Genomic DNA, 26816 nt, shown 5'->3' with positions numbered 1-26816 from the left:
CGCAAGACCTCGCCCCCGCAGCGTAACCACCCGCTGTCCACGACCAGGGGAACTTCAGTCCTTCGCAGGTTGAGCGGCTTGCTATCGACGCCACCGCGTCCCACCCCGGCCGCCCGGTCGAACTCGACGCCGCGGCCCACGCCACGTACATCCTCGTACCTGACACCTGCGGGCCGGCCACCTTCGCCCCCGGACGCTTCCACAGCCACGACCTGGCGCTGTGAACCACAGCGCCCCCTTCCTTCCGCCACGGCGGGGGAGTGGGGACGCTCCGTCATGTCCGACGCCAGTCGGCGATCTCGCCCTCGAACTCGGGGAAGTCGAACTCGGGGAAGTCGAGGTCGAAGTTCTCGCTGCTCCGCTGCACCGTGACCACGATCTTCCACCCGTACTTCGTCTCGAGGACGTTGTCGTTGGTCTTCGTCGCCGCCACACCCGACGCTAGACGCCCCTCGAGCGGCTGCGACCCCTTCTCGAACATCGTGAACGCGGCCTCGCCGCCGTTCGCCGCACCCTCCACGCTGACCGACAGATCGTCGAGGTCCACCGCTGGCTTGCCGCCGTTCTCCAGCTTCAGCGTCACCCGGAAGCCCGTACTGCCAGGTTCCGCCGACTCCAGCAGTTCCGGGTCGTAGTCAGTGAACACCCGCGCAGCGACGACCGTGACCTTCAGCCCGTCCGGCCACGTGTACGACTCTCCGAACGTCAGGCCCGTCACCTGCCCCTCGGTGCCGTCACCGCCAGTGCCGGTCTCGTCGGAGCAGAGCCCCATCCATTCGGCCTGGTCGAGCGTCTGCTCGGTGCAGTCAAGGGTGTCTGACTCGGACGCTCCCGGCTTCGGTTTGGATGCCGTGTGGAACTGCTGCCACCGCCGCATGCGGTGAGTGCGGTCAGGAGTAGGGCGGCCGTGGCCCCAGTAGCGCGAACGCGCATGGATCCCCCAGGTGGAACATCGGAATGCTGTCGGTCAGGGATTGCCGCCCCTACGGGCAGCTCTCCTCGAACTTGACCGCGGTGAGCTCCACCGGTTGCCCGTCCAGGGCCGTACCCGCGGCCGGCGTCTGGGAGCAGACCTGCCAGTTGGACTCCATCAACACCATCCGGTCATCGGCCGACGCATCATTCACCGTGATCGACGTGCTCGAGTCCAGGGCCCCGCGGGCCGCCTTCACCGACTCCCCCCTGAAGTCCGGCATCTTTCCGCCGGCAGCAGACGGCGGCGCGTCATCCTTCACAGGGCAGGATTCCTCGAGCTTCACTGTGCCGAAGTCCAACTCGGTGTCCGTCGACGCCGATGTGCCGGCCTTGATGTTCTGGCTGCAGACCTTCCAGTTCCGGTCGAAGGCTTGCATACGGTCCCGGCCGAGCGCGTCGTGCGAAGTGAGGCCGTAGAAGCCGACCTCCTGCGCCTTGTCCTGTGCCGACTGCAGGCCCATGCCGACGAAGTCCGGCACGGTCGCCTTCTCGGGTTCGTCCGCCTTGGCGTCGTCGGCCGGCGTGCTGCTCGAGGAAGCCGGGGGCGCAGTGGCCGGGGCGCCGACATCGCTCGCGTGCTTGTCGTCGGCCGGCTGGCAGGCAGTGACGCTACCGACGACCGCGCAGAGCAGGGCAGTGGTGATGATGCGGATTCGCACAGATTCCCCCGAGTGATGTCAGTACAGGCGGATCACGGTAGAGCACTTGTGGGGGAGTCGTGTGCACGGGTTACCAGGCTGTGACGAAGCGGCTGCCATGACCCGTTCGGTAACGCGCGAATGGCTGCTGATCACCGACAAGCTCCGCAGCTACGCCGCCGCCCACCGCGAGCTCATGCGGTCGGTCGAGCAAGGGATGGACAGGCCGCATCCCGGTGAAGATCGTAATGATGAATGTCCGACTTGGATGGAGAGAGCAGTAGGCGCACCGGGCCGGTGTCGAAGACGCCCTCTCCCAAAGCGGTCGAGCCTTCGGCTTGCGGCAATACCGGTATCGGGGCCTGGCCAAGGCGCGGATGCTGTGCCACTGCGCAAGCAGGACCCGGTCGGCATCCAGGCGGCGCCGCAGAGAGTCGGGGAAGCCTTGCCCTGAGCCGGATGCCTTGGCAGGACAGCCACGGTGATCAGGGGCGTGGGAAAGGGTCCCGATCTGCGCGGGAACACGATCTCTGGCCGTCCGAGCTCAGACCTGACCAGCGTTTTCGTCGGTTCCCGGACGGTGAGACGACCGAACCGGCGCCGGGTCTACCACGCTTGCAGGACGAGGAAGGCGATGAGCATCAGTGCGGCCAGGATCAAGGTGGGCACTGCCAGCCACTTCGCCGTTGCCATCAGGAGACTGGTGGCGACGGCGGCGGACGGCGTGCAGCGCTCGGGCCGCGCCTTCGCCTCGTGACGGGCAAGCGCGGTGAGGACGAGGCCGGTCACCGCGGACAACAAGCAGATGACGAGCGGCGTGAGTATGCCGGCCTGCTCGACATGATCCTTGATGGAGGTCCCGACGTTCTCCGCGCTCCTCGCGATCTCTGCCGCCTTGACTCCGGCCTTGATCACCGCGCCGCCGGCGAGCGCGGCGAGGGCGAGTCCGGCTCCGGCCAGGGTGAGTGCGCGGAGGGACCTGGACGATGTGGGGGTGCGGCGGACGTGTGCGTCCGGGGAGGCCGCTGCGCCGCTCTCCGGCGGCGAGGACGGTGCGGTGTTGGAGCGGGTCGGTTGTTCGTGGGTGCCGTACCGCCGGGGGCGTGGCGAGAGCGGCGGCGGTGGGACTCGGGGCCGGGCCGTGGCGCCGGTTGTCTCCCGGGGCGCCGGGGGCCTGGTCCCGGGGGAGGGTGGCGTGCGGTGTGTGGAGGGCGGGGCCGGGGAGCCTGCCTGTTGGGATGCCGGTGCGGTCACGCTCGGCGGAGGCTCCGGCTCGGCAGGCCGAGATGTCGGTCCGGCTGCCGGCGACGTCGCGTGAGCGGACGGCGAGGCGGGCGAGGCCGAGGCCGACGGCGATGCGGTCCGGTCCTGCGGCGACGACGTGGCCTCTTCCGCGGGCACCACCTTTCCCTCCACGTGCAGGAGCGCCTCCCCCACGATCCCCTTCAGCACGATGTCCCCGTGCACGGGCCCCGTCGACACCGTGTCGATCCAGATGTCCAGGCCGTCCCCCGACTCCTGGGCCCGTAGCCTCGGTTCCTTGACGTGCGGTGTGCAACTGCGGGCCAGGGGCGGGCCGAGCAGGCGTACGGCCCGGTGGGGCGGACTCGTGTGCTGCCGTACCGGACCGAAGTCGAGGCGGGTCGGGTGCGGGTTGATGCCCATCTCGCTCAGGGCTCGGGAAGCTTCCTCCGCAACCGCGTGGATGTCCCGGTGCGCCATCTCCTCCAGTGCCTCGCGCGCCCCCACGGCAACGGACAGATCTCTGTTCTCCATCCGGGCGCGCAGCTCGGCGATGGCCCCGCGCCGGGTGTAGAGGTCCGGGCTGCGCATGGCTGCCCGGACATCGTCCGGCACCGGCGACGGAAGGATGCGGCGGCGATGGCTGCGCGCCAGGTACATGTCCCCCTGCATGTCGACGGTGCGCCCCGGGGTCTGGTGGGGGTTCTGTCGGCGTACATGGTCGAAGACGTACTCGTACAGCTCGTCGAGGGAGACCCGGCCGTCCTCGTCGAGATCCGCCTCGCCGGTCGCCAGACCCTGCACCACCGCGTGGGTGAACACCGACGGCTGTGGTGCGGAGTCTTCGGCGAGGTCGGTGCCCTCGAAGGCGTACTCCATGGAGTTGGAGGCCGTGATCACCGCCCAGCCGCGTCCGCCGCCGAGCTTGTCCCCCGCGAAGGAGTCGAGCACGTGCGCGTCCCCTCCGGCGCGGACGGAAGCCGGCCCTTGGGAGAAGGCTCCGCCGTAACAGCAGTCCAGCAGCAGCGCGATGCTGCGGGCCCGGGTGGAGGCCATGCAGCGGCGTACGAAGTTGGCCGCGACGGCGGTCGACGCCAGCCGCCGGGGGAGGGTGTTGGGCGCGGCGAAGAACAGCTCGCCGGTCTCGCTCTTCAACCCGTGGCAGGAGAAGTGCAGCACGAGGGTGTCGCCGGGCTTCCGGTCGGAGAAGAAGTCGTCGACCTGCATGCTGATGACGTGCGCCGGTTCGTTGCGCATCACCCGTACGTCGAAGCCGCCGATCTGAGGGTCGCCCAAGACCTCGGCGAGAGCGACGGCGTCCTGAGCGGGTGCCCGCAGTTTCTTCAGACCGGGGTTCTCGTAGCTGTCGTTGGCGATGATCAGCGCATGCCGGGATTCCTCGCCCATGGTCAGGTCACCGCCGTGGCGTGGCGCCGGACGAACAGGTCGAAGGCCTCCGTGACCTGATCGTCGGTCGCTTCGGACAGCTCCAGGACGTCGCCGTCCAGGGTGAGGCGCAGCGACGGGCGCGTGTCATGGCACCGGCCCCACCAGTCGCGGATCACGGCGACCACCTGGCCCAGCCCGGCGGCCGCACTGCCCAGGTCCACCAGCAGGGAACCGACCATCGCGACATCGACGGCCCGCGCTCCGGGCGGGACCTCCCCGGCCGGGGCCGAGCGTACGTCCTCCACATCGAGTTGGAGCAGTTCCTCGCGCAGATTGCGGGTTCTCCGCGCAACGTGTTCGGCGTCCGATCCTTCCTCGGAAAGGAGGATCTGCAATGCGTTCTCCACCGGGTCAGCCCCTTTTGTCCGATGCCTGTCGGGGCGGCGCAGAGTCGGACCTTCGGTGGCTCCACGTCTCGTTCTTCTTTCATTCTCTGCCGCTGATCCGGAGGTGGCAAATCCATCACACCCGGCCTTGTGGACCTCACACCGGCCGAAACCCGTCGTCTGCCGGCAGCTCAACTCCGTTGTTCTCCTGCATACCGCGACCACGCGGTGAACCGGTGTCGATGGCGGTGCCGCCACCAGGCACGCGCCCGACGCTGTCACTGCACGCGGCGCGGGCACACGAGTGTGAAGTGGTCGGCCCAAGACCGTCCCACGCATGCCGCACCCTCGCTGGACTTCCCACCGCCAGGCCGTTGGCCAGCAGGAATACAGAAGTCCGGCGGGAGTATCAGGAGAGCTGTTCCGTTTTGCTGGCGACCAACCGGCCGGCCTCGAAGCCATCGATGCGGGCTGCCCGAGCGGCTGCTGCGACGGGCACCGTCACATCGGCTTGACCGTCGGTGAGATCGGCCGATGCGTACGGTCGTTGGTCGACGTAGACGTCCACGCGATCGACGTTCGCCGCCTTCACCTTGAGTTTCAAGGAGCCGTTGACGGAAACGGCGTCCGTGACGGACACGGTGTGCGGCTCCCGGGCCTTGAGGAGCAGGCCCGCCCGGTCGAAGAGGTCGGCGTTGTCCTCCAGAAGGTCCCGGCGAGTCATCCGGTGCAGCTCGTCGGGGACGACACCCAGGTCCTCCACAGGAGTGCCGGACAGGGCACCGACCCGGAGGGTGCGGCGGATGGATACGCGCATGCCGGCTCCCTTCGGCAGCGGTACGTACGGTGTGGCTCGGTCACCTCGGAGGAGGTCGGAGAGAAGTTCGTGGGTCCAGACATTGGCACCGCCGGCGCCGGTGTTCTCGTCGGTACCGAGCACGGGGCCGATCCGGTGGTCCTGGAAACCGGCGGCGAAGATGTCGGTAGCCGAGTAGCAGCGGGCGTTGGTGATGAGAACCACTGGCCCGAAGTACTGCTGCCCGATGGCGTTTGCACCGTCCTCGGGGGTGAGGGGGAAAGCACCCGAGAAGGTGGCGCCGGTCTCGACGGCCTGCTCCAGGGAGGGGACCCAAGCGCCCAGGTCAATGCCGGAGGAGTCCTGGTGCCTGCGGCAGATGCGCAGGTTGAGCGGGGTGTTGATGAACTGCACCGGCTCGGGGGCGATTCGGCGGGGGGTGAGGACCTGCAAGGCGAACTCGGCGGCGTGGAGGTGACCGCCGCCGTTGTCCCGGACGTCCACGATGAGCCCGTCCTGTGGCAGCTGCCCGATGAGGCGGACGAACTCCCGGACGAAAGCCATCGGGTCGTTCACGTTGAACGTGAAGATACGGATGTGGCCGAACCGCCCGGACGACGTCTCCACATGCTGGGTCCTGAACACCTTCGGCATCGTCGTGGCGACTTCGCTCCGGCGTAGCCCGGGCGCCGGTTCGCCGGCCCGGACGGCTTGTACCTGGGCGACGACCCGGGGGGCGAACAACAGCACCTTGGCCCGGCTTGCCTCGTCCGCATCGAGGTCCAGACCCTGAGCCAGGGCGGCGGTGCTGATCGCGTCCGCGTCCACCATGGGCGGTAGGTTCTCCACAATCCGCCAGTTCTCGCGCAGCTCACGCTGCGTGCCGCTCTCGTCGATGTAGCTCACGGTCACCCACTCCTCGAAGGGAGGCAGGTGGATGAGCAACGGTCGCACGGTCAGCGACTGGACGCCTCGGCTGCGCCGGGCGGGGGCGTTGCTGCCGGCGAACCGGGCCGCGTTCAGGTCGACGGCTGCCGAGATGGGGATGCCACTCCAGTGGGTGATCTCGACGCCGGGTGCGAAACCGGGTGCGGAGAACCCCTGGGCCACGTGAGTGACCATGAAGTGGGTGCCCTGCGCGTCCGTGTACTGCTCGATGAGGAACGGCAGGAAGGCGATCCTGCCCGTAAAAGGCTCGGGGAGCAGGTAGTTGGTGTGGAGATCTCTGACCGAGTGGAAGACCTCCGACATCTCGGCGTGGAAGAGCCACTCCGGAGGCATGGTCTGCTGTGTCTGCCGCTCCAGACGCCGGCGCAGCACCCGCAGGCGCTGGACAGGATTCACGGCGTGCATCGCGGTCTTGAGCGGCAGGTGGACATAGTTCTGATCCAGCAGGACGAGTGCCTGATCGACGATGATGCGGCGCTCCTCCAGAGTCAGAGTGCCCGCGCCCTCGAGGAAGCTGCTCAACGGCCGCGAAGCGGCCAGGTGGGCGCGGACCGATTCCGCGGCATGCTGGATGAAAGTGGGTGCCCTCTCCTCAGCCAGGTCCGTCATGATGTTCCTCCGGCGGGTGGGTCGAAACGGTCACATGGTCGATTGCCTCAGGGGTGGCCTCGCTCAGGGATGCGTGGACCGGGCCGTGCCAGTGACCCGCGCCGGCGAGCGGATCACCGGTCCCTTCCTGAGCGGCTCCGGAGGAGAGCACGCTCACCGGCAGGTACAGCCGCCTGACGCCTTTGTCCGCCCGGGCCCGGGGGAGCAGCCCGTCCGTGAGGCCGTCCCCGCCGCGTTCTCCGGGGGTGAACTGCGCCGGCATCACCGGAAGCGGCAACTCGCCCGCGCATGTCCAGCTCTGGGTGAAGGCCCCGCCGTGCTCCGGTCTGCCTTCGCCGCTGTCCTGCGGCTCGTACGGACCGCTCGCATCCCCGGGATCGGGCTGGGCGGCTCCGTCGAAGTACGCCCGGCGCCAGCCCTCTTTCCGCCCATCGGCGTTGCCCGATGCGGCGCCCTCAGCCCAGGCGTCCATACGGTCAGGGGTGCGGACACACGGTGTCGGAGGGACGTTCGGTGGTGAGCTGATGCCCGCGTCGCAGCCGTCCTGCCGGCCCTCGACCTCGACCGGTACGAAGACCTCGGGCTCGTCCGGGACCGGGTAGGAATTGTGCTGGGGCACGGGGGCTCCTTCGCTCGCTCACCAGATGGGCTTCGCCACGTTGCCGTAGGACCAGGTGGAGTGCCTGGACATTTCGAAATGGAGGTGCGGTCCGGTGGAGTTGCCCGTCCTGCCGACCGCGCCGAGCCGTTGTCCGGCGGTGACCTTCTGCCCGGTCCTCACCTGTCGCTGCGACAGGTGGCAATAGGTGTAGACATGGTCGTTGTCCGCACGCAGACCGATCCACTGGCCGTACGCTCCCCCCTTGCCGTTCGACCAGGCGATGGTGCCCTTGCGCACCGCGACCACGGGGGTGCCGGAGTCGGCGGCGAAATCTTGTCCGGTGTGCCGGCCGACACCGTCCGGCTTCCATGCGTAGGGCCCGCGGGAGAAGAAGCCGAAGGTGACCTTGTGGCCGGGGACGGGTGACGGCACACGTCCCTTGCCGGAAGTGCCTCCCTGCCTGTTGGTGGGTGCGGCGCCCTTGCAGTCGACGGCGAAGCCGGCATGGCGGCCGAGGGTGGTGAGTGAGGTGCAGCCGGGGATGCCGTCGGCGTCGGTTCCCTTGAATCCCTGAGCGAGTTGTTCGGTCCGGTAGGCGGCCTTGGTCTGCTCACCGAAGAAGCCGGTGGCTCCATCCGGGATCTTGCGGCCACGGGCGATGAGTGCTTTCTGCACGACGCGTACGTCCTTGTTCTTCTTGCCGAACTGGACGTTGGACAAAGCGACCATGACGGACTCGCGTCCTCTCGTTATTGCCAGGGCGTCACTGTGAGCCGAAGCCGGGCGTCCGCACCCACGATCGGGGCGGCGGTGTCAGGCAGTTCGATGTGGTTGACCCAGATGTCGGGGCCCGGATTCTCGTCGCCGCGGGCATGGCCGCCCGGGCGGTGGTCCCTGATGGAACCGGCGATGGCCGAGTTCCAGACGGCCGAGAGGGCGGGCACGGAGGTCGCACCGTCGGCGCCGACGTCGACGACGAGGATGTCGTCGAAGTCGGCGGTCTGCTCCAAGTGGTCGCCGAAATTCAGCAGGCCGTCGCGTTCACGCAGCGACAGGATCCGCAGATGCAGCGCATACCGCATGGTGCCGGTATCTCCGGGATGGGCCAAGCCGCTGCACAGGAAGGTGTCCACCAGTGGTACGGCTCCGGCGGTGTCCGTGGCGGTTTCCGCCGGGCCTTCAGGAGTAGGGTTCCGCGTGCGGTCCCGCAGTTGGATCGGGCACCACTGGGCGCTCGTCCGCTCGTGCATCACGATCTGGAGGCCGCGTACCGACAGAGCGACCTCGGCCTGCCAGGCCGTGTCCTTGCGCTGCGGCAGCCGGTGACCGACGAGCGCGGCCTTCACTTCGCGGTCGCCGAACAGGAAGCGCCGCAGGTTCTGGTAGCCCTCCTCGGAGTTGACGACCCCGTAACGTCCGCTGTGGCTGCGGTGCACGTACGCCTGATGGGCACCGGGGACGTATGCGTTGTCGATCTGTACCAGACCGTCGCTGCGGGGCCCGACCGCGGCAGCGGAAAGACCGTGTGCCACGTCGTAGTCGGCCGGGTTGGTGCCGATCAGGCAGAAGACCCGCTCGCGGGGGAAGGCGAACGGCCGCTCCAGGGGCATCTCGCGGGGATCCCAGCCCTCCGGCGGGCCGTTCGGATCGGCGACGGACTCAGGCGTCAGATACTCGTACATCTGCTCGGGACCGAAGATCTGCGCGCCGTTGATGCCGATGGTGTCGCGCAACCTCTCCAGCATGCCGAAGCCGAAGTCGAAGGTGATGCCACCGTGCGGTGTACCGTACGTGAAGAGCTTCCCGACGCACTCGGCGGGGTCGCGGCCGAGGTCCGGAAGGATCTTCTGGATCAGGCAGCGGCATACCAGGCCGCCCATGGAGTGCGCGACCAGATGGACGCGCGGTGCCCCGGATTTCTCCCTGATCGTGTCGATCAGCGTCAGCAGGTCCTCCGCAGCCGTCTCCATGCGGAATTCCTTCGGCCTACCGCTCCACGTGCTCGCGGACACATCGTAGAAGCGGTGTATCCAGATGCTTTCGGGTGGGATCGTGGCATGGGAATTCAGGTAGATCGCCTGACTGCCGTCGACCAGGATCTGGTAGCCCTCGTCCAGATGCAGGCGCAGCAGCGGACTTTCGAACTGGTAGAAGTCCGGCTCGTTGTCCGGTCCGATACGGATGTGCGTGGAGCCCTCGTTGAATCCGTAGAAGGGATCCATCACGGCCTTGTTGATGCCTGCCGTGTCGCCGGCGAACCCCCGGACGTAGACGAGGGGGAGTTTCTGGGGCGTGGACATACGATCCTCACCGGCTCAGTACGCACCGATGTCCGGAAGCCAGGCCGCCGGATGGTCGGTGAGGGCATGGGGAATGTGCCCGCCCGGCGCCTGGCCCAGGATGGACGGCCTCCAGTTGTGGAAGTCGTCGTAGCGTGGATCGTCCACCAAGGGGAGACGGACGTGTGCTTCGGGCGGGTCGGCCATCGTGCGGCTCCCCCTGCCGATCACGGTTGGCCGCGGTCCTGCCGGGGCGGCTGCCGCAGGGCATCGCGCGGCATTCACCGCAGTGGCGTCCTTTCTCGGCCGACGCGGAATCGACTCCTTCGCGGTCCCACGGAAAGGGGGCCTGGGAACCGTCCAGGAGAACCGTGCTTCCCACGGCGATCCGGTTTTCCGCGCCGGTCTCGGCCGTGGTTCCACAGGGCCCCGGCGGGTTGTCCGGTTCGGACGACACCGTGCCGACGGCATGGAGGTCGTCCGGAGTCCCATCGAGGGCGCCCTGGACCATCTGGCCCACACTGCCGATGCCGCTGGGCTGATGGACGAGGCCGACGCCCGGCAGTCGGTGGCCGAACCGGAACGGGTCGCGGATCACTGCCGGGAGATCGAAATCGGTCGATGCCACCGACCGCAGGCATACGGCCTCTTCGATGGTCGCCGTGGCGGTCATGGCATCTCCACTGCGATCAGAGAGCTGTTTGTGAGGCTGCGGGAATCGAATGTCGCCGATGCAGCCGCCGTATCCGACGCTACGGAATCACTGTCAGCGCGACGTCATCCTGACGTCATCGGCTCAAGAGGTGTGCTCGGGGACGGTGGTGTCCGATGGTCATGAGAAGCCGGGTGTGCTGCTCGTCAAGCGGGGTTGCACAGTGCGGACGAGGGACTGAAACTGGTAATGACTGCCTCCTCGGGGGCGCACCGGAGGACCGACGGCGGCGACGCCTTGTCGGCGAGGCCGGACAGCCTTCAGAGGTGCGCTCACGCAACACACTGTGAGCGAGGCGATGAGGTTGGTGTCTCCTCCCCAGTTGCGGTTGCTCGGCCAGTTCCGGCTGGAACTCGGTACCGAGACCGTCGAACTGTGCCGCAATGGCCAGCGGTTGCTGGCGTTCATGGGGTTGCGGGGCCGGGTGTCCCGCACGATCCTCGCCGGCACGTTGTGGCCCGAGGTCACCGAGGAACACGCCCGGGGCAGCCTGCGCACCACCTTGTGGAAGCTGCCGCACGGGGGGCCACCTCTGATCGGGTGCTGCGGGGACTCACTGCTGGTCGCCCCGACCCTGCGCGTTGACGTCCACATCCTCACGCAAACGGCGCTCGACGTCGTGGAGGACCGCGGCCCGCCCTTCCACGCCCAGCCACCACTGGGACTCCTGACCGGAGAGGACCTACTGCCGGGGTGGGACGAGGACTGGGTAATGGTGGAGCGTGAACGCCTGCGGCAACTGCGACTGCACGCGCTCGACATGCTGGCCGAGACCCTGATACGGCAGGGCCGACCGGCCCTGGCGATGGAGGCCGCCTGGGCAGGCGTACGCGCGGAGCCCTTACGGGAGAGTGCGCATCGGGCCATCGTGTCGACGCATCTCGCGGAGGGCAACATCAGCGAAGCGGTGCGCCACTATGACGCGTTCTGCAGGTTGTTGAACGAGGAACTGGGCGTCGCGCCCTCGCCGCGGTTCGCCCGGATGCTCCCCGAGGGACTACCGGCGCGGATCACGCCACGGGGCCGGGACTGCCTTCGAGGATGGTTCCGGTGATCGCCGGTGTTCTTCGGCTCTTCCTCCAAGGCTCCAGCCATCGAACCGCCACCCGGAAGCACCCGGATCCACACGGGAAGAGGACCTTTCCGGAGAAGGTTCCCCCTTCGGGAAACCGGCTTGTCCGATCACTTGCGTTCAAGGATTGGCCGAAGGCGCGTACGCGGAGGAGAACCAGCGGGCGGTCAGGGGGACTCGCGGGCCGGCAAGGTTCTCTTCTCACGGCTTCGTCGAAGCCGGCCCTTCGATCCGTCGCTCCGCCTGTCGTGGCAGGTCGCGGCGCGAACCACTCCGTGCCGCGACCTGGGGCGCTGCCGTTCTCCCGGCTGTGACGTGGCTCTCCGTGTTCAGTCGCCGCGGATGTGAGGGATCAGCCGGGCTCGGCACAGGCTTCAGGGCCAGACGCCGGTGAAGTCGATCTCGCGTGCCCACCCGGGATGGTCTATCAGCGGATTCCGGTTGCCCTGGATCTCCGCGATGGCCGCATTGCGGTGCAGTTCGTACTCGGTGACCGCCTCGCTCTCGTGCCACCGCAGCAGGACCGGCAGCCGGTCCGCGGGGAACTCGCGCGCCGCGTCGCCGACCTGGCCCGGATAGCGGAGCAGGAAGTACAGGGTGGAACGGGCGACCACGCCCTTGCCCTCCTGCGGTTCGAATCCCACGCTCTCCCGCATCCCACAGGCGTCCCGGACCGCTTCGTCGAAGTCGGGGAAGTCGAAGTACGGGAAGTTGCTGCGGAAACTATTGCAGCCCACCTCGCACGCGAACAGATGATGCAGGTCGCCCCGCATCGGCTCCTTCTTGGCGAACCACGACTGCGGCACCACGTGCTCGCAGTTGAACGGCATGGATGCCTCCAGGGCATCGAACTCCGCCTCGAACTCGGCCGGCCCCGCCGTGCTCTCCTGCAACAGGAGTTCCTGCACCCGGGCCAGCCGGGCCTCCGCCACGGCCGCGTCGGCCAGTATGAGCTCCTCGGCGGAGAAGTCCCTGCCCGAGTAGATGCTGCGCAGCCGACCGTCCTTGTGCAGGTCGACCCATGGGTAGACCAGCCTCATCGGCTTGTACCTGGGCTGCGGCTCGTGGGTCTCCGTCAGCAGCGTGGTCAGCGCGCGGCGCAGCGCGTCACCGTCGCCGGTGCCGACATTTGCGTAGTACGCGTCGCGCGCGGCGAAGTCCGCGGTCCGGTCGTAGTAGGGACGTTCCTGAGCGAGCCGGTGATTGATCAGGGCCGCGTCGACGTCCTTCTCGACCGCTGACACGACGCCCGGTCGTCCGGTCGGGGGTGGCTGCGGTGGGGTCTTCGGCATCGGTGCGAGCGCGGGCAGCGGGGCGAAGAGAGCGGACTGCGAAGACAAGGGTGTATCGAAGCCGAGGGTGATCCGCAGCGGGATGGTGAACTGGGCGGCGCCGTCAGTCGCGTGCATTTGTTCTTGTGCCTGCGCTGGTGAGCCGTTGGCCCCCGGCCGGGTGGACTTGCCGTTGGGGGAGGGCATCGGAGGAGCGCTCTCCGCAGGGGACGAAGTGAGCCCTGTGGTGAACACCTCGTCCCGCAGCCGGGCCGCCTCGCCGGACAGCGGCGCCTCGTGCAGAGCCCGCAGCACGCGGCTGATCCGCACCCCCTCGTTGGCCCGCCAGGCCAGTTGCTGTTCGCCCATCTCCGGCCGCCACACCGTGCCGTCGATGCTCAGTGGCCGGCCCTCGGCATCGGTCTTCGGGACAGCCGAGTGGTGCAGTGCGACTACCTCCCACTGATCGTTGAAAACCGCAGAACCCGACGAACCCTCACGGGTGTCGGACTCGTAGTGCAGGAACCGCTCCAGCACGTCGACGATCTGGTTCTCGCGCAGCGCGATCTGCTTGGGCTCACCCCGGGGATGCTGGATGATGTTGACGAACTCCCCGACGACGACCTTCCCCTCGGCCTCGCTGAGGACCAACCGGCCGAACGAGGACAGCGCCTCGCCCTGAACACCGTGCGGGGCCACCGCGACGAGGCTGTAGTCCAGCGCCCGGTCGGTGACGAAGAACCGGAGCGGTTCCAGCTGGAAGACCGCCGGCACGAGTGGGCTCCCGTCGATGCCGTCCTGGAACGCGAACGCGACCTTGCTGCGGCTCGCTTCCTCCGTGCCGCGCAGCACGTGGTTGTTGGTGAGCAGCAGGGAGGGGGACACCATGAAGCCGGTGCCGTGTCCGCCCCCCGGTCCGCTGATGGTGATCCGGCCGACCGAGCGGGAGACCTGAACGCCTTCCTCCAGGAACGCGATGGGGGTGAGGTTGTTGCGTCCGATGAGGCGTTCCAGTCCCAGCACTTCACTGGTGAAGGCCTCTGGGGGCAGCTGCAGGGTGCTTCCCGCGCTGCTGGCGGGTTCCGTCGGCGTCCGCTCGATCGCCCGGGCCATGGCCCAGTCGGCGCCGAGACGTGCCAGTCGCTTTTCGACTCGCTCGGGGGCGTCCGCGTACAGCGGGCCATGGGTCTCGAGAACGGATTGGTTTTTCTCCCGCTGTTCGGTTCGGTTCGCATAGCGTGCCGCGGCCATCGTCAGTTGCGACAGATAGTCCGACTTTCGTTCGGAAGCGAGCTCCGCCGTGACCATGATCAGCCTCCTGGCCTGGTCTGATTGTGGCGGTGGTGTCTGAGACACGGTTCTTCTGAGGCAGGCGGGACGGCGTTCGGGGGAAGGCGTCGGCTCTGCCGGGGATGCGCGCGGATGATGTACGGCGCACTGCTGTTCGTAAAGTGCTTTCTGCTACCGATGCTTGCAGATGGGGGGTACATGTGTAAAGGAGTAGATAGTGCAGGTTTGAGAAGGTTCATCAAGTTGTGGTCGAGAGCGTGGACGTGCGGACCGGGTTGCGGAGTGATCTTGTGAAGGTGAGGTCCGTCCGTATGGGCGGGTGTCGCGGCCGGTGAATCGGTGCCCTCCTGAACCGGGCCGAACCGCACGACGTCGCCGACCGGTCGCAAGGACAGGGTCACTCGCTCGACGAGCCCTCTTGAGGGCACCGCGAGGCGGGCGGTGTTTGAACTATGTACAACCACCGACGACTTCGTCGCCACCCTCCAGCCGCCGACGATGACACCATCGCCGCTCCGGGGCCCGCCTTCGGCGTCTTCACCGAAGAGAACCGGATCGCAGGGCATCGGTCCGCAGCGTGCGGGAGGCCGTGCCGCAGACGGATGAGCGTGGCCGCCGGGGTGGACGAGGAGAGCCAACAGGCGGTCGACGAAGACCGGCTTGTGTTTCGCCCCGCGCCGACGGCCCGGCGGCGAGGGCGTGACGCCGGCGTGGCCTGGTGCCGCTCTTGCGGCAACGGCCCTGTCTCAAAGATGAGTTCGGCGATCACATCGGGCGTCAGCCCTGTGATCCGCCGGCTTCGAATGACTGCTGCGCGCGTGCCCGGTTCCCCACCGCACACATCATGGTCAACGACCACTGCCTCGAGACGCCACCTCCAACCAGTGCACGAGCTTGTCGGTCACACGGACATCGTCGACGACCACCTCGGCCGGCGAGAGCGATCCAAAAGAATCGCCTTGAAGTGCCTGCGGAACTGCCACCGTGATCACGACCATTCGTGACGGAAAATCAGAGCGCGGTGGTCGTGGGGAAAGTTGGGGGAGCTGACGGAACGTCCCTGAGTTGCCGCGGCCCCAGGCCAGGCGGACACTGGTCGTATGCCCCGCGGGCTTACCCGTGGACCGGAGCCGAGGGCGGTCCAAAGCCTCGGATGCCCCCGGTACGGGTATGTCCTCCACCGCTGGTTCCGGCGGCGCCGGGCTGTGATCCGGTCGTGGGAGGGCCCATGTCCACCACTGTGCGATTGGCGACTTTCAACGTCGAGAACCTCTTCGCCCGATGGCGGTTCAAAGACGGTGTCGTCCCCGCTACCGCGAACACACGCGGTTGGGTCGTCGAGCAGACCCAGTTCGAGGAGCTGGGTGTCGACGACAAGGCCATCACGGGTGCAGCGGTGCGTGAGATCCGCGCGGATGTGCTCGCTCTCCAGGAGGTCGAGAACGTCGATACCCTGAAGCACTTCCGGGCACAGGCCCTCGGCGGGCGCGCCGAGTACCCCTATGTCGCGGGAGTGGACGGCAATGATCCACGCCTCATCGACGTCGCCGTGCTGTCCAAGCTGCCCATCACCCGCATCCGCTCGCACCAGCACCTGATGGACCCCGTGAGTCCGACCGCGGCGCTGTTCTCGCGGGACTGCCTCGAGGTCGATGTCGAGGTGAGGGAGAGCGAATCGAAGAGCACGACCGTGACGCTCTTCGTCAACCACTTCAAGTCCATGAAGGGTGGGCGCCCCGAAACCCGGGGAAAGAGGCAGCGCCAGGCCGCGAAGGTGGAGGAGCTCGTCACGGGGCGCTTCGGATCAGCCTCGCCCGGAGACCATTCGTTCGTCATCCTCGGCGACCTCAACGACTACCTCGGGCCGGACGGCAGCTCCGGTATCGACGGTCTCGTCGAATGGGACCAGGTCGAGAACGTGGTGACCCGGCTTCCCGAGGCCGACCAGTGGACCCACTTCTTTCAGGAGGGCAAGGAATACCGGCAACTTGACTACCTGCTCCCCTCGGTCTCCGTCGCCGCGGCGTCCGCGGAGTCGGTGCCCGAAATCCTCCGCAAGGGCATGCCGCTGCGAGCGGCCCGTTACACCGGGCCGCGGTTCCCGGGCGTCGGCACAGACAAGCCCAAGGCGTCCGACCACTGTCCCCTTGTCATGGACTTCACCATCGCCTGAAAACCCCTGAAAGGCAGAATCTACGGAATACGGAGCGCAAGCATGGCTCGCATCACCATCAACGGGGTGACGGTCGACCCGCTGGCCCAGAGAAACGAGCTGGCCGACGCCTCCCTGATCGCCGAGGACGCCTCCCGGTCCAACTACTTGCTCGTCCAGACCGACCACGTGCTCTCTGCCGAGGAGAAGGCGCAGCTGACTCAGCTGGGCGCGGTGATCCACGAGTACGTGCCGGAGAACACGTATCTGTGCGGTTACCAGCCGTCCGACCTGGACGCGGTACGCGACCTGCCCTTCGTGACCTGGGCGGATGTGTATCTCGATGGTTTCAAGATCGCTTCTTCGCTGCGCGGGGAAGGGATGCGGCCGGACATCTCGGTCCTTCGGGCACCCGCCGACGCCCTGGTTCCAGGGACGCGCACCGTCGACATCGTCCTTCATGAGGATGTCGACTCGGGCTCGTACGAAGTGCGGCAGCGGATCGCGGTGGCGGCCGGACTCGGCCCCGACGACCTGCGTCCGGCCCGCGGCAAATTCCGTGTGGCGGTGCCGGAGGAGTCCCTGGCCGCGCTCACGGCCGTGGACGAGGTGCGGCAGGTCGAGGAAGTCCCCGAGCGGAGTCTGTACAACAGCGTCGCCCGACCGATCATGCACGCCGACGTGGTCGTGGACGGCACGCCGCAGCAGGGTGAGGGGCAGGTCGTGGCGGTGGCCGACACCGGCTTCGACCTGGGCTCCACCACGAATGTGCACAGCGCCTTCACGGGCCGGATCGCCCGTCTGTACGCCCTCGGCCGGCCCACCCGGACGGACGACCCCGACGGGCACGGCACCCACGTCGCGGGCTCCGTGCTCGGCGACGCCGCGTCCGCCGCGATGGGTGGGGCCGTCCAGGGCACCGCGCCCCGGGCCACCCTGGTGCTGCAGTCGCTCCTGGACCGCAACGGGAGGCTCGGCGGAATCCCCGTGGACCTGCGCGACCTCTTCACACCTCCCTACGACAACGACGGCGCGCGCGTGCACACCAACTCCTGGGGCTCGACCGTGCCGGGGCTGCCGTACGACAGGAGCGCGTTCGAGATCGACGACGTGGTCTGGCGCAACCAGGACCTCGTCATCTGTTTCGCGGCGGGCAACGACGGCAATGACCGGGACCGTGACGGTCGCGTCAACCTGGGGGACGTCGGATCGGAAGGGACGGCCAAGAACTGCATTACCGTCGGGGCCAGCGAGAACGGTCGCCCGGGAATCCGCTCCACCTACGGCCAACTCTGGGGCCGGGACTTCCCCGTCAACCCGATCCGCGACGATCGTCAGGCGGACAACCCGGACGGAATGGCGGCCTTCAGCAACCGCGGGCCGACCCGGGAAGGCCGGATCAAGCCGGACGTCGTCGGCCCGGGCACCTCGATCCTCTCCACGCTGTCACGTGCCGCGGCGAGTATCCCCGGTAACCCCTTCGGCGCCTCCGCGGACCCGAAGTTCTTCTTCTTGAGCGGCACCAGCATGGCCACGCCCCTGGTCGCCGGTTGCGTGGCGGTCCTGCGCGAGACCCTGGTGAAGAACGGCACCCCCCAGCCGAGCGCGGCGCTCATCAAAGCCATGCTGATCAACGGTGCGGTCGAACTCCCTGGCCAGTACAACCCCTCGGAGGCGGGCCCGTCGCCCAACAACGACTCCGGCTTCGGCCGCGTGGACCTCTCCCGCTCGGTGGCCCTCCCCGGAGACGACGAACATGTGGGCTTCCACGAGGGCGGCCCGCTGGACCAGGGCGAACAGGAGCTGCTGCGCATAGGGATCCCGGAGCGGGACGGCGGTCCGGAGCCGACGTTCAAAGTCACACTGGTCTGGACGGACCCTCCCGGCGCGGCCCTGCAGAACGATCTCGACCTCGTCGTCCGGACCGCCGACGGCCGTGAGCGCCACGGCAACGTGGGCACGTCCGTCGAGTTCGACCGCACCAACAACGTCGAACAGGTCCAGTGGGACGACATCCCCACCGGAGACGTCGCGGTCATCGTCCACGCTCACCGCATCACCCGCTTCCCGCAGCCCTACGCCTTCGCGTGGCACGTTTCCTGACTGGCTGCCGGCTGTGGTCCGCCGGGGCGTCGTCACGTGGGTGGGGGTGCGGTCGGCTGATGGCGTGTCAAGATGTGGCAGGCGGCAGTCTCACGTCAGGTGCACTGGCAGCCGGCACAGCACTCGGCGGCCCCATCCCGGTCGACCTGAGAGAAGAAAAACGTGCCGCCCTCGAAAGGGACGGCAAGGATTCAAGTCGCCACGGCAGCGTTGATGGGATGCGCAGCCGTTTGTCCGTTCTTCATTTGCTGGTGAAAGTCTGGTGAAAGTCAGGGTTCACGATCTGGGTGCTGGCGGGTATAGGCATGATCGCAGTACCGGCCATCATGCGTGGTGCGGCCGAGCCCCGAAAAGAGCCCTCCGACTGAGGGACCGGAGACGCCTCGAAGGACGTATGCGCCGCACCCGGCGCACCTCCCGATGTGCACCGGCAACGGCCGCGGCAACACGAAGCTCTGCACACCGTCACCGCCCATGGCTTCGGGTCCGACGAACCGGCGTCGACGTCTGAGACGTCGGCCAGGGCATGAAGCCGATCAGGGACGAACACCTCGTAGAGCCGGGGACTGATCGTGGTCGATGCCGCAGCCGCGGACGCCGACACCGCCCTCGCCTTCCGAGCAGCGCTTGCCGGATGCTGGGCGACTGCGACTGCGACTGCGACTGCCGACCGCAGGACCAAAGTCCCGGGCCGGCCCGGCGTAAGGCAGCGTTGCTGCCTGGATCTCCGCCGAGCGGGCCGGCTGCAGTGGTCGCCCGTCCTGGTTGCCAAGCCAGTACACGAGGGTGCCCGGCACGGGGGCACCCGTTCGGCGTAACAGGTCGGGCGCTGCCGGCTGTGCTCGACCACTGTCGGAAGAGTTTCCGAAGCAGTTCTTTCCTATGTTCCACCGTTCTGGAAGGTGTTCGTGATGAGCCGGAGCCTGATCGTGGTGGATGTGCAGAACGATTTCTGCGAAGGGGGCAGCGTTCCCGTGGCGGGAGGCGCGCGGATCGCCTCGGCGATCGCGGAACTGGTCGAGCAGAGCGCGGGGCGTGACTACCGCTACGTGGTGGCCACCCGGGATCATCACATCGATCCGGGCAGTCACTTCTCCGAAAACCCGGACTTCCAGGACAGCTTTCCCGTCCACTGCGTGGCAGGAGGCGAAGGATCTGAGTTCCATCCCCACTTCGCGCCTGTCATCACGGACGGCAAGGTGCACGCCGTTTTCTTCAAGGGCGCCCACAGCGCCTCCAAGAGCGGCTTCGAAGGCGCGGACGCGGAGGGAACCTCTCTGGCACAGTGGCTGATCACCCGCGGGGTCGAAGACGTCGATGTGGTGGGCATCGCGACGGACCACTGTGTGCGTGCGACCGCTCTGGATGCCGTCGCGGCGGGCTTTCGTACGCGTGTACGCCTGGATTACTCGGTCGGGGTTGCCCCGCACACGACGGCTGCCGCTCTGGACGACTTCCGCCAGGCCGGCGTTGCGGTCTCCGGCGAGGTGCCGGTACCGGAATAGTCCTGGCACCGGTTCGACGTCGTCCAGAGCCACCGGTCACCGGCAGGCTCGCAGGCCTGTCTCAACCACGGGTTACAAGGGGCGGGCCATTTCGGCTTGCGGACCCTTCTGCCTCTGGCTCGATCGGCATCCGGGACGCCCGACACCGGGAAAGCCCCAGGCTGATCGCGGTGGCCTCACGAGCGATGCTCGGGGCGCGGGCTTATGGACAGAGTCCGCGTACAGACGTTGAGCAGCCGTCTCCTGGCCGCCGTGCCACGTTGCATTCCGGCCGGAGTGACAAGCCCTTGACGTGGAACCCGTACCGACGCGGACGTCCGCGGAACGGGACGGCATATGTCCGCGGCGCACGACGACAGGGAGGAAGGGACCGGCGCATGGAACGAGCTGCCCTGTTCGACGTCGACGGAACTCTCGTCGACACCAACCACCTCCACGTGACCACCTGGTGGGAGGCGTTCCGGCAGGCGGGCCACCAGGTGCCGATGCACGCGATCCACCGGACCGTCGGGCTCGGCTCCGAGGACCTCGTCGCCCATCTGCTCGGAGACGACCGGGACAAGGACCTGGACGAGGAGCTGAGCGCCGCCCACAAGGCCCTCTACGGGCAGTATTTCGACCGGCTGCCCGCGCTGCGGGACGCCGGTCGGCTGCTGCGCCGTCTCGACCAGGGTGGCTGGACGGTGGTGCTCGCCACCTCCGCCGGGGGCGCGGAGCTGTCCGCGCTGCGCCGGGCGATCGACGCGGACGACGCGATCAAGGCCACGGCCAGCGCCGACGACGTGGAGCAGGGCAAACCGGCCGCCGAACCCGTCGAACACGCCCTGGAGCTTGCGGGGGTGCCCGCCGAGCGCGCGGTGTTCGTCGGTGACACCGTGTGGGACATGAAGGCGGGCAGCAGGGCCGGAGTGCACTGCATCGGCGTGCTGTGCGGGGGGATCCCGCGCGCCGACCTGGAGGAGGCGGGCGCGCGGGCGGTCTACGACGACCCCGCCCAGCTGCTCGCGTTTCTGGCCGACAGCCCGCTGGCGTGAGGAACGATCACCGCGGGGCGCCCACAGGCGCATGGCTTGTATGACGGATGCGGTACGACGGGAGGCGGGTGCCGTCGTCGGGGCCTGGCGGGTGGTCCTGCGGGGACCTGGCCTGTGAACGGGATCTGACCTGCTGGCGCAGTCGCTCGAGGCGTCGGTGGCCGGCGCTGCCTGCGTGGCCTGCGTGGCCGGTGGCGTGCGTCTGGCTCGGGCGCCCACCGGGTTTCGACGCCGAGGCATACAAGCAGCGCACCACCATCGAACGCTGCATCAACCGTCTCAAGCAGTGGGCGGCCTGGCCACACAGTGCGACAAACTCGCCCTCGCCTACCAGGCCGCACTCCACCTCGCCGCCATCCTCGTCTGGGCACGAGGCTGACCAAAGCGATAGAACCTTGCCATGCCAAGTTTCGAGGTCACACCGATAGGTACAGTCCGGAACAATCGAACGGACGTCCAGCACACGGACAACTGGGGCGCCGTCCGCAGCACGATCACCATCGACGAGCGCTTCGGCGAGGCGTGCCTCCAGGGTCTGGAGGGCTTCTCCCACGTGGAGATCCTCTTCATCTTCGACCAGTTCCCGGAACACGACGACTACCGCGAACCCCGCCCCTACCGCGGCCGCTCCGACCTCCCGCCCGTTGGTGTCTTCGCAGGCCGTGGCCCCCGCAGACCGAACCGCATCGGGGTAACGTGCTGCGCCATCGAATCCGTCCACGGCCGCGAACTGACGGTGGTGGGCCTCGACGCGGTCTCCGGCACCCCGGTCATTGACCTGAAACCGACGATGGAGGAGTTCTGCGCGGTGAACATCAAGCAGCCGGAATGGGTCAGCCGCCTGATGTCGGAGTACTTCCAGCCGTAAACGGCCCCCCCACCCTCACCGCCTTACCCTATGACAGGTCGCGAATGCGGCTGGAGTGCTGATCGGGCAGGCATGTCCGATCAACTGACCGCCCGACCCAAGGAGAAGGGCACGACCTGAAGCCTGTCGCAGAACGGGTTCAGCGCTGGCTTCCCGTCATGAACCGACGCGTCGATGGCTTACTTTTGTCCGGTTTCCTATCAACTGGCAGTGCATGTCGATCTTGCGCACGAGGCGCGGCGTGATCTTTCGGACCGCTCTGCAACACGCTTTAGAAATCGCGCAGGTAGGCACGATGGGGCACCTCGGAAGCAAGACGGGCACAGGGCCGGGTGATTATGGAGTTGCGACGCTCTGTGATCACCGGGAGACCTGTGCCTGCCTTGCCGTCATGGCTGACCGAACCACTCTGGAACCAATTCGCGGCGCTGCTGCCCCAGCGGCCCACCTACGATCCAGCCCACCCGCTGGGCTGTCACCGCCCGCGGATCAGCGACCGGACCATCTTCGACAAGCTCCTGAAACTCCTCTTTTGCCGGTCGTGGAACTCAGGCAGTGCACGGAGTCGCGGCGGGACGCCGACCTGCGGTGAACGCGGCCGGCGGGACACCCATGAAGTGGCGGAACTCGGCCGTCATGTGGGACTGGTCGTAGTAACCCGCCGTCGCGGCGATGTCAGACCATCGGCCGGCATCAGTCACGAGCACAGTGCGAACGCGGTCAATGCGTGCGAAGTGCTTGGGGGACAAGCCGGTGCCTTCGGTGAACAAGGTGTACAGGCGGCGCTCACTGATGTGCAACCGGGCCGCGGTTGTGGCGACGGTGGCGCGGGCCATTAGGCGTGCCGCCTCTTCGAGCCGCTCCGGGGGCTCCGGGCGGTCGGCCAATGCTCCTTCGAGAGCGGCGACCGGATCAGCGGCGAACTGGTCAACGTCCAGGCCCGGTAATTCGCGGAGCGGCAGGGCCCGGTCGGCGAGATCACGCAGCGGACGGCCAAGGAGGGCTTGGGCGCGCCCCGGCCGCATGCGAACCCGCACGCACGAATGACCGGGCGCGCTGACGTGATAGCCGGCCCTGGTACGGGGGCCCATGACCATCAACTCACGCTTGTCGCTGCGCAGGAGAAGCGTGATGGCGTGATCGGGTACATCGACCGCCGGCGAACCGGCCGCCGCAGCGACATCGATCCCGGCCACCCAACGCAGAAGGGCAGGCGGCACGACAAGAGAGCTCACGCGGTCCACGATAGTGCCGAAACTTCCTATCACGCGGCGTGAGGGCGCTGTCATCGTCGGGACATGATCCTTGTTACCGGTGCCACCGGCACCATAGGTAGTCATGTCGTCCGTCTGCTCACCGAGCGGGGCGTGCCGTTTCGGGCGATGTCCCGCCGTGAGCGGCCCGGCGGAGTGCGGGCCGACTTCGCCGACCCGGCGTCGCTGGCGGACGCGGTGGCCGGCGTCGACACGGTCTTCCTGGTGACCGCGCCGCCCGCGCCGACCGCTGACCACGACATCGCCCTGATGACGGCCGCACGGGCGGCGGGCGTCCGTAAGATCGTGAAGCTGTCCGCGATCGGCAGCGGCGAGCGGTTCGAGGGGGCGACCGTCGGCGCGTGGCACCTCGCTGCAGAGGAGGCGATCGAGGCCAGCGGGTTCGTGTGGACGATACTCCGCCCGCCGAGCTTCGCGTCGAACTTCCTGCGCTACCGGGCGCTGATCCAGACCGGAGAACCGATCCCGAACATGACCGGCGATTCCCGGCAGGCCATCGTCGACCCGAGGGACGTGGCCGCGGTCGCCGTTGTCGCCATGACCAGCGATGCGCACAACGGGCAGCGGTACGACCTGACAGGGCCAAAGCTGCTGACGTTCACAGACCAGGCGGCGATCCTGGAGCGCGTGCTGGAACGGCGGGTCAAGATCACCGATGCGAGCACGCTCGACCAGTTGCCAGCCGGGATGATCACTGGCATCGGCTGGGCGCGCGCTGGCGGCGCGGCCTACGTCACCGACCACGTGCCGCGGGTGCTCGGCCGACCGGCGGGCACGTTCGAGCAGTGGGCGCGCGATCACCGGGAGGCATTCGCGGCAATGCCACAACCCGCCGCCGACGGCCGATAGGCTCTCGGGTGAGAGGCCCTCGTTGCTCAAGGGATAGAGCCCGTTCTCCTTTGGTGCCTCGCTGGAGCTGGTGAGAACTCGCGCAGATGGGTGTGGGGTCATGGTCGCCGGGTGGGGCGGTCGTCCCAGCGGTACGCGATCCAGCCGCGTAGTCCGCGTTCGTCAAGGGTGGTGCGGGTCCTGGCCGAGTCGTAGCCGGCGTCCAGGTGCACAGTGATGGCGTCGGGCAGAGGACCGAGGCCATCCAGCAGGTCCAGGGTGGGGGCGAGCAGCGCCGAGTCGTGGCAGTTCGCTCCGGCCAGGACGCGGCCCAGCGGGATTCCGTACTCGTCGGTCATGCCTGAGCGCTTGAGTCCCTGCTTGCCGCGTTCGACGGGGGAGCGTCCGGCGACTTCTCCGCCTCCGGGCGCTTTGGTGATCGACCCGTCGACGGCGATCTGGTCCAACACCAGGCCGATGATGCGATCGTACGCCTGCAAGGCGATGTGCCGGAGCCGGGTGAAGACGCCGAGCCGGATCCACTCGTCGCGGCGGTTGCGGATCGTGGTGGCCGAGCAAGTGGTGTCCGCTATGGCTTCGTAGGAGCAGCCAAAGCGAAGGAGTTTCAGGAGCTTGTCGAAGATGGTCCGGTCGCTGATCCGCGGGCGGTGACAGCCCAGCGGGTGGGCTGGATCGTAGGTGGGCCGCTGGGGCAGCAGCGCCGCGAATTGGTTCCAGAGTGGTTCGGTCAGCCATGACGGCAAGGCAGGCACAGGTCTCCCGGTGATCACAGAGCGTCGCAACTCCATAATCACCAGGCCCTGTGCCCGTCTTGCTTCCGAGGTGCCCCATCGTGCCTATCTACGCGATTTCTTAGATCCGCGCCCCGCTTTCGGCCCCCGCCCGGCCGCCGCACCCGGCCCGACGGTTCCTCTCCGGCCTCCAGCTCGAACACACCTTTGCGGACCGTCGTCTCGCTCACCGCAGCCGTCCGCGCGACTGCCCTGACACCGCCATGCCCCAGCACCCGGGCTTCGGCAGCCATGGACAGTCGTCCTGCCGCTTGTCCAGATGCGGGAACAACACCGCGGACTTCGCGGCGAGTTAGCCGCAGATCTCGTCTGGGATGCACATACCACGTCAACGAGCTCCGGAACGGGAAGCAACACGTTGATGATCTGCAAGCCCTTGGCGCATCAACACCGACGTCATGGGTACTTCGTATCCCTCACCACTGAGGTTTTCTCAACGATGGTCACTTCCAGATTCCGTTGAGGACGAGGGCGGCGCGGGCGATGTCGCCGATCCGGCTGGGGCTGAGGGTGACGTGCTGCAGCGTGCGCCAGCGCTGCTTGAGCTCGGCAGCGGTGCGCTCGCCCAGGGCCCGAACGCTCCGCACGAGGGTGTTGAAGGCACGGGTGTCCGCGCAAAGTGCCTGCTCGGACTGGTTGTTGGGGCGGCGGACGGGAATGAGGATGCCGATGCCGGCGCCGATGTAGCCCTTGTCGGCCAGGGTCGGCAGCCCGTCGGCCGCCGCCTTGTAGAGGGCGGGCAGGGCGTGGATGCGGGCGGCGGTGACGTCGGGGGTGGAGCCGGGTTCGACGTCGGAGACCCACAGCGGGGTGCCGTCCGGAGCGGCCAGGAACTGCACGTTGCCGCCGAACGCCTTGTGTTTCTGGCTGAACCACCAGTCGTTGCCGTTGTCGCGGACGCCGGCGAGGCGGTCCGATTCGATCAGTGTGCCGTCGAGGATCACGTGGGTCATCCCCGCGCGTCGGCAGTGGTCCAGGACCGCGTGCAGGTCCGGGGCCTGGGCGGCGAGGACGTCGATGCCCTCGTGCAGGTAGCGGTAGCCGGTGGCCTGAGAGACGCCCGCGTCGCGGGCCAGGCAGTGCACGCAGCCGCGTTCGCGGAACCAACGCAGCACCAGCACGGCCTGGCGGAACGGGCCGAGCGCCCGGCTGCCTCGCGGAGTGCCGATTCGGCGGCGGTGGGCGGCGAGCAGACGCGAGAGGTGGTCCACGACGTGGCGCGGGACATCGAGCGTGGCAACATAGGTGACCAACGTGAAGCCTCTGGTGGTTACGGACATGATCTTGTGGTGAGACCTGTCCTACCAGGGGCTTTACGTCTGTCCACGGCCGGGCCCAGTCCGTCCGGCCTGCTCACGCATGGAGCGGTTCATGCCGCTTCGCGTAGATCATTTCGCTGAGAAAACGTCACTCACCCTGTCCCGGAGAGTCATGGCAGAGAAGACTGAAAACGAGAAGGGCAACCGGTTCTGCAAGGCGTGCGGTACGCCGGCCGAAGACGGGAAACTGTGCAGGCACTGCGATGCCGTTCTGGACTTTCCCGACGGTGCAGGGCTCATCGAAGACCGAGGTGCGGCAGTACGACGCGACTTCGAAGGGCGCCCCAGCAACAAGAGCCAAGGCGACCGAACCAGCGAAACAGCAGGACGAACCCGAACCGCTGGACAGCGCGCATGGGGGTATACGGGTCGGCATGGCATCCAAGACTGATCGCGTCATGTCCCTGCGAGCCGTGCGGCAGCTGCGCCGGGTCCGCGCCTTCTACATGGCGGGCGTCCTGCTGTGGGCGGCATCGACTGCCTGGACTGGCTGGCAGTCTCCCGGGAGCCGGCAGATGTGGGTGTCCGCCCTCCTCCTGGCCGTCTTCACGGGCCTCTTGCTCACGGCCTCCCTGTGGCTGCAGCGCTTGACGGCCGCAGGTTCAGACACTCCTGCACACCACGCCGCATCACGGAGGGCGACTGCACCACGTCACGCGCATGCCTGACCAAGGGGTGTCCCGTAACTGCTGGTCAAGGATGAGATGATCTTG

Annotated in this window: 20 protein-coding genes and 4 pseudogenes; 10 read left to right on the top strand and 14 right to left on the bottom strand. The window is 67.8% G+C overall.

The annotated features are described in order from the left end of the window. Positions 1-274: 274 nt before the first annotated feature. From OHB56_RS01390 to OHB56_RS01350, 9 genes are all read right to left on the bottom strand, one after another. Positions 275-877 carry a hypothetical protein gene (locus tag OHB56_RS01390; protein WP_406351145.1) on the bottom strand — a complete coding sequence of 201 codons (603 nt, stop codon included), beginning with the start codon at positions 875-877 and terminating at the stop codon, positions 275-277. Between the two features lie 106 nt (positions 878-983). Next, positions 984-1634, bottom strand: coding sequence for a hypothetical protein (locus tag OHB56_RS01385; protein WP_326750788.1), 651 nt, complete (start codon positions 1632-1634; stop codon positions 984-986). A gap of 585 nt (positions 1635-2219) precedes the next feature. Continuing rightward, positions 2220-4262, bottom strand: coding sequence for a caspase, EACC1-associated type (locus OHB56_RS01380; RefSeq protein WP_406351144.1), 2043 nt, complete (start codon positions 4260-4262; stop codon positions 2220-2222). Between the two features lie 2 nt (positions 4263-4264). After that, on the bottom strand, positions 4265-4651 hold the full coding sequence (locus tag OHB56_RS01375) for a hypothetical protein (RefSeq protein WP_326750786.1): 387 nt from the start codon (positions 4649-4651) through the stop codon (positions 4265-4267). 388 nt (positions 4652-5039) lie between these two features. After that, positions 5040-6983: a S41 family peptidase gene (locus OHB56_RS01370; RefSeq protein ID WP_406351142.1), complete on the bottom strand. Its 1944-nt coding sequence runs from the start codon at positions 6981-6983 to the stop codon at positions 5040-5042. Further along, positions 6967-7602, bottom strand: a complete 636-nt coding sequence (locus OHB56_RS01365; RefSeq protein WP_406351140.1) for a hypothetical protein — start codon at positions 7600-7602, stop codon at positions 6967-6969. Before OHB56_RS01365 ends, OHB56_RS01370 begins: the two co-directional genes overlap by 17 nt. 18 nt (positions 7603-7620) lie before the next feature. Next, positions 7621-8313: a peptidoglycan DD-metalloendopeptidase family protein gene (locus OHB56_RS01360; RefSeq protein ID WP_406351139.1), complete on the bottom strand. Its 693-nt coding sequence runs from the start codon at positions 8311-8313 to the stop codon at positions 7621-7623. A gap of 20 nt (positions 8314-8333) precedes the next feature. After that, a complete protein-coding gene (locus OHB56_RS01355; protein ID WP_406351137.1) occupies positions 8334-9884 on the bottom strand; it encodes an esterase/lipase family protein in 1551 nt (516 codons plus the stop codon). 15 nt (positions 9885-9899) lie between these two features. After that, on the bottom strand, positions 9900-10070 hold the full coding sequence (locus OHB56_RS01350) for a hypothetical protein (protein ID WP_326750781.1): 171 nt from the start codon (positions 10068-10070) through the stop codon (positions 9900-9902). Between the two features lie 803 nt (positions 10071-10873). On the opposite strand from OHB56_RS01350, the gene OHB56_RS01345 reads away from it, so the two are divergent. Continuing rightward, positions 10874-11629, top strand: coding sequence for a BTAD domain-containing putative transcriptional regulator (locus tag OHB56_RS01345; RefSeq protein ID WP_406351136.1), 756 nt, complete (start codon positions 10874-10876; stop codon positions 11627-11629). Positions 11630-12021: 392 nt separating this feature from the next. Here OHB56_RS01345 and OHB56_RS01340 read toward each other — a convergent pair whose 3' ends face one another. Continuing rightward, positions 12022-14226: an endonuclease gene (locus tag OHB56_RS01340; RefSeq protein ID WP_406351134.1), complete on the bottom strand. Its 2205-nt coding sequence runs from the start codon at positions 14224-14226 to the stop codon at positions 12022-12024. 1210 nt (positions 14227-15436) lie between these two features. On the opposite strand from OHB56_RS01340, the gene OHB56_RS01335 reads away from it, so the two are divergent. The 8 genes and pseudogenes from OHB56_RS01335 to OHB56_RS01300 form a co-directional block, all read left to right on the top strand. Further along, positions 15437-16381 carry an endonuclease/exonuclease/phosphatase family protein gene (locus tag OHB56_RS01335; RefSeq protein ID WP_406351133.1) on the top strand — a complete coding sequence of 315 codons (945 nt, stop codon included), beginning with the start codon at positions 15437-15439 and terminating at the stop codon, positions 16379-16381. 42 nt (positions 16382-16423) lie between these two features. Then, positions 16424-18463, top strand: coding sequence for a S8 family serine peptidase (locus OHB56_RS01330; protein WP_406351131.1), 2040 nt, complete (start codon positions 16424-16426; stop codon positions 18461-18463). 572 nt (positions 18464-19035) lie between these two features. Continuing rightward, positions 19036-19281, top strand: coding sequence for a DUF6207 family protein (locus OHB56_RS01325; RefSeq protein ID WP_406351130.1), 246 nt, complete (start codon positions 19036-19038; stop codon positions 19279-19281). 93 nt (positions 19282-19374) lie between these two features. Further along, the gene (locus tag OHB56_RS01320; protein WP_326750775.1) at positions 19375-19968 is read left to right on the top strand and encodes an isochorismatase family protein; all 594 of its coding nucleotides are present in this window, start codon (positions 19375-19377) and stop codon (positions 19966-19968) included. A 377-nt stretch (positions 19969-20345) separates the two neighbouring features. Continuing rightward, on the top strand, positions 20346-21002 hold the full coding sequence (locus OHB56_RS01315) for an HAD family hydrolase (RefSeq protein ID WP_326750774.1): 657 nt from the start codon (positions 20346-20348) through the stop codon (positions 21000-21002). A gap of 209 nt (positions 21003-21211) precedes the next feature. Then, a pseudogene (locus tag OHB56_RS01310) lies at positions 21212-21381 on the top strand (transposase); the annotation flags it as partial. Positions 21382-21402: 21 nt separating this feature from the next. Beyond that, positions 21403-21870 carry an SAM-dependent methyltransferase gene (locus tag OHB56_RS01305; protein ID WP_406351128.1) on the top strand — a complete coding sequence of 156 codons (468 nt, stop codon included), beginning with the start codon at positions 21403-21405 and terminating at the stop codon, positions 21868-21870. Positions 21871-22244: 374 nt separating this feature from the next. Further along, positions 22245-22400: pseudogene (locus OHB56_RS01300) on the top strand (IS5/IS1182 family transposase); the annotation flags it as partial. 18 nt (positions 22401-22418) lie between these two features. On the opposite strand, the gene OHB56_RS01295 reads toward OHB56_RS01300, so the two are convergent. Next, positions 22419-23105, bottom strand: coding sequence for a helix-turn-helix domain-containing protein (locus OHB56_RS01295; RefSeq protein ID WP_406351126.1), 687 nt, complete (start codon positions 23103-23105; stop codon positions 22419-22421). Positions 23106-23168: 63 nt separating this feature from the next. Between OHB56_RS01295 and OHB56_RS01290 the strand changes: the two genes are divergently transcribed. Continuing rightward, entirely contained in the window at positions 23169-23993 is an 825-nt protein-coding gene (locus tag OHB56_RS01290; RefSeq protein ID WP_406351124.1) for an NAD(P)H-binding protein, read from the top strand. Between the two features lie 134 nt (positions 23994-24127). Here the strand turns inward: OHB56_RS01290 and OHB56_RS01285 are convergent. The 3 genes and pseudogenes from OHB56_RS01285 to OHB56_RS01275 form a co-directional block, all read right to left on the bottom strand. Then, positions 24128-24745, bottom strand: a pseudogene (locus tag OHB56_RS01285) (IS5 family transposase); the annotation flags it as partial. A 101-nt stretch (positions 24746-24846) separates the two neighbouring features. Beyond that, positions 24847-25058, bottom strand: a pseudogene (locus tag OHB56_RS01280) (ISAzo13 family transposase); the annotation flags it as partial. A 169-nt stretch (positions 25059-25227) separates the two neighbouring features. After that, on the bottom strand, positions 25228-26037 hold the full coding sequence (locus OHB56_RS01275; protein ID WP_326757295.1) for a transposase family protein: 810 nt from the start codon (positions 26035-26037) through the stop codon (positions 25228-25230). Positions 26038-26816: the final 779 nt, after the last annotated feature.

Source organism: Streptomyces sp. NBC_01635, from assembly GCF_045209715.1.
GTDB classification, from domain to species: domain Bacteria; phylum Actinomycetota; class Actinomycetes; order Streptomycetales; family Streptomycetaceae; genus Streptomyces; species Streptomyces hirsutus.
This window is presented reverse-complemented; position numbering and strand designations above follow the sequence as displayed.

Coding starts and splice junctions, on each gene's coding strand:
- OHB56_RS01320 (WP_326750775.1), top strand. CDS start 19,375: ATGAGCCGGAGCCTGATCGTGGTGGATGTGCAGAACGATTTCTGCGAA.
- OHB56_RS01340 (WP_406351134.1), bottom strand. CDS start 14,226: ATGGTCACGGCGGAGCTCGCTTCCGAACGAAAGTCGGACTATCTGTCG.
- OHB56_RS01305 (WP_406351128.1), top strand. CDS start 21,403: ATGCCAAGTTTCGAGGTCACACCGATAGGTACAGTCCGGAACAATCGA.
- OHB56_RS01335 (WP_406351133.1), top strand. CDS start 15,437: ATGTCCACCACTGTGCGATTGGCGACTTTCAACGTCGAGAACCTCTTC.
- OHB56_RS01390 (WP_406351145.1), bottom strand. CDS start 877: ATGCGGCGGTGGCAGCAGTTCCACACGGCATCCAAACCGAAGCCGGGA.
- OHB56_RS01315 (WP_326750774.1), top strand. CDS start 20,346: ATGGAACGAGCTGCCCTGTTCGACGTCGACGGAACTCTCGTCGACACC.
- OHB56_RS01370 (WP_406351142.1), bottom strand. CDS start 6,983: ATGACGGACCTGGCTGAGGAGAGGGCACCCACTTTCATCCAGCATGCC.
- OHB56_RS01350 (WP_326750781.1), bottom strand. CDS start 10,070: ATGGCCGACCCGCCCGAAGCACACGTCCGTCTCCCCTTGGTGGACGAT.
- OHB56_RS01345 (WP_406351136.1), top strand. CDS start 10,874: ATGAGGTTGGTGTCTCCTCCCCAGTTGCGGTTGCTCGGCCAGTTCCGG.
- OHB56_RS01355 (WP_406351137.1), bottom strand. CDS start 9,884: ATGTCCACGCCCCAGAAACTCCCCCTCGTCTACGTCCGGGGGTTCGCC.
- OHB56_RS01360 (WP_406351139.1), bottom strand. CDS start 8,313: ATGGTCGCTTTGTCCAACGTCCAGTTCGGCAAGAAGAACAAGGACGTA.
- OHB56_RS01380 (WP_406351144.1), bottom strand. CDS start 4,262: ATGGGCGAGGAATCCCGGCATGCGCTGATCATCGCCAACGACAGCTAC.
- OHB56_RS01330 (WP_406351131.1), top strand. CDS start 16,424: ATGGCTCGCATCACCATCAACGGGGTGACGGTCGACCCGCTGGCCCAG.
- OHB56_RS01290 (WP_406351124.1), top strand. CDS start 23,169: ATGATCCTTGTTACCGGTGCCACCGGCACCATAGGTAGTCATGTCGTC.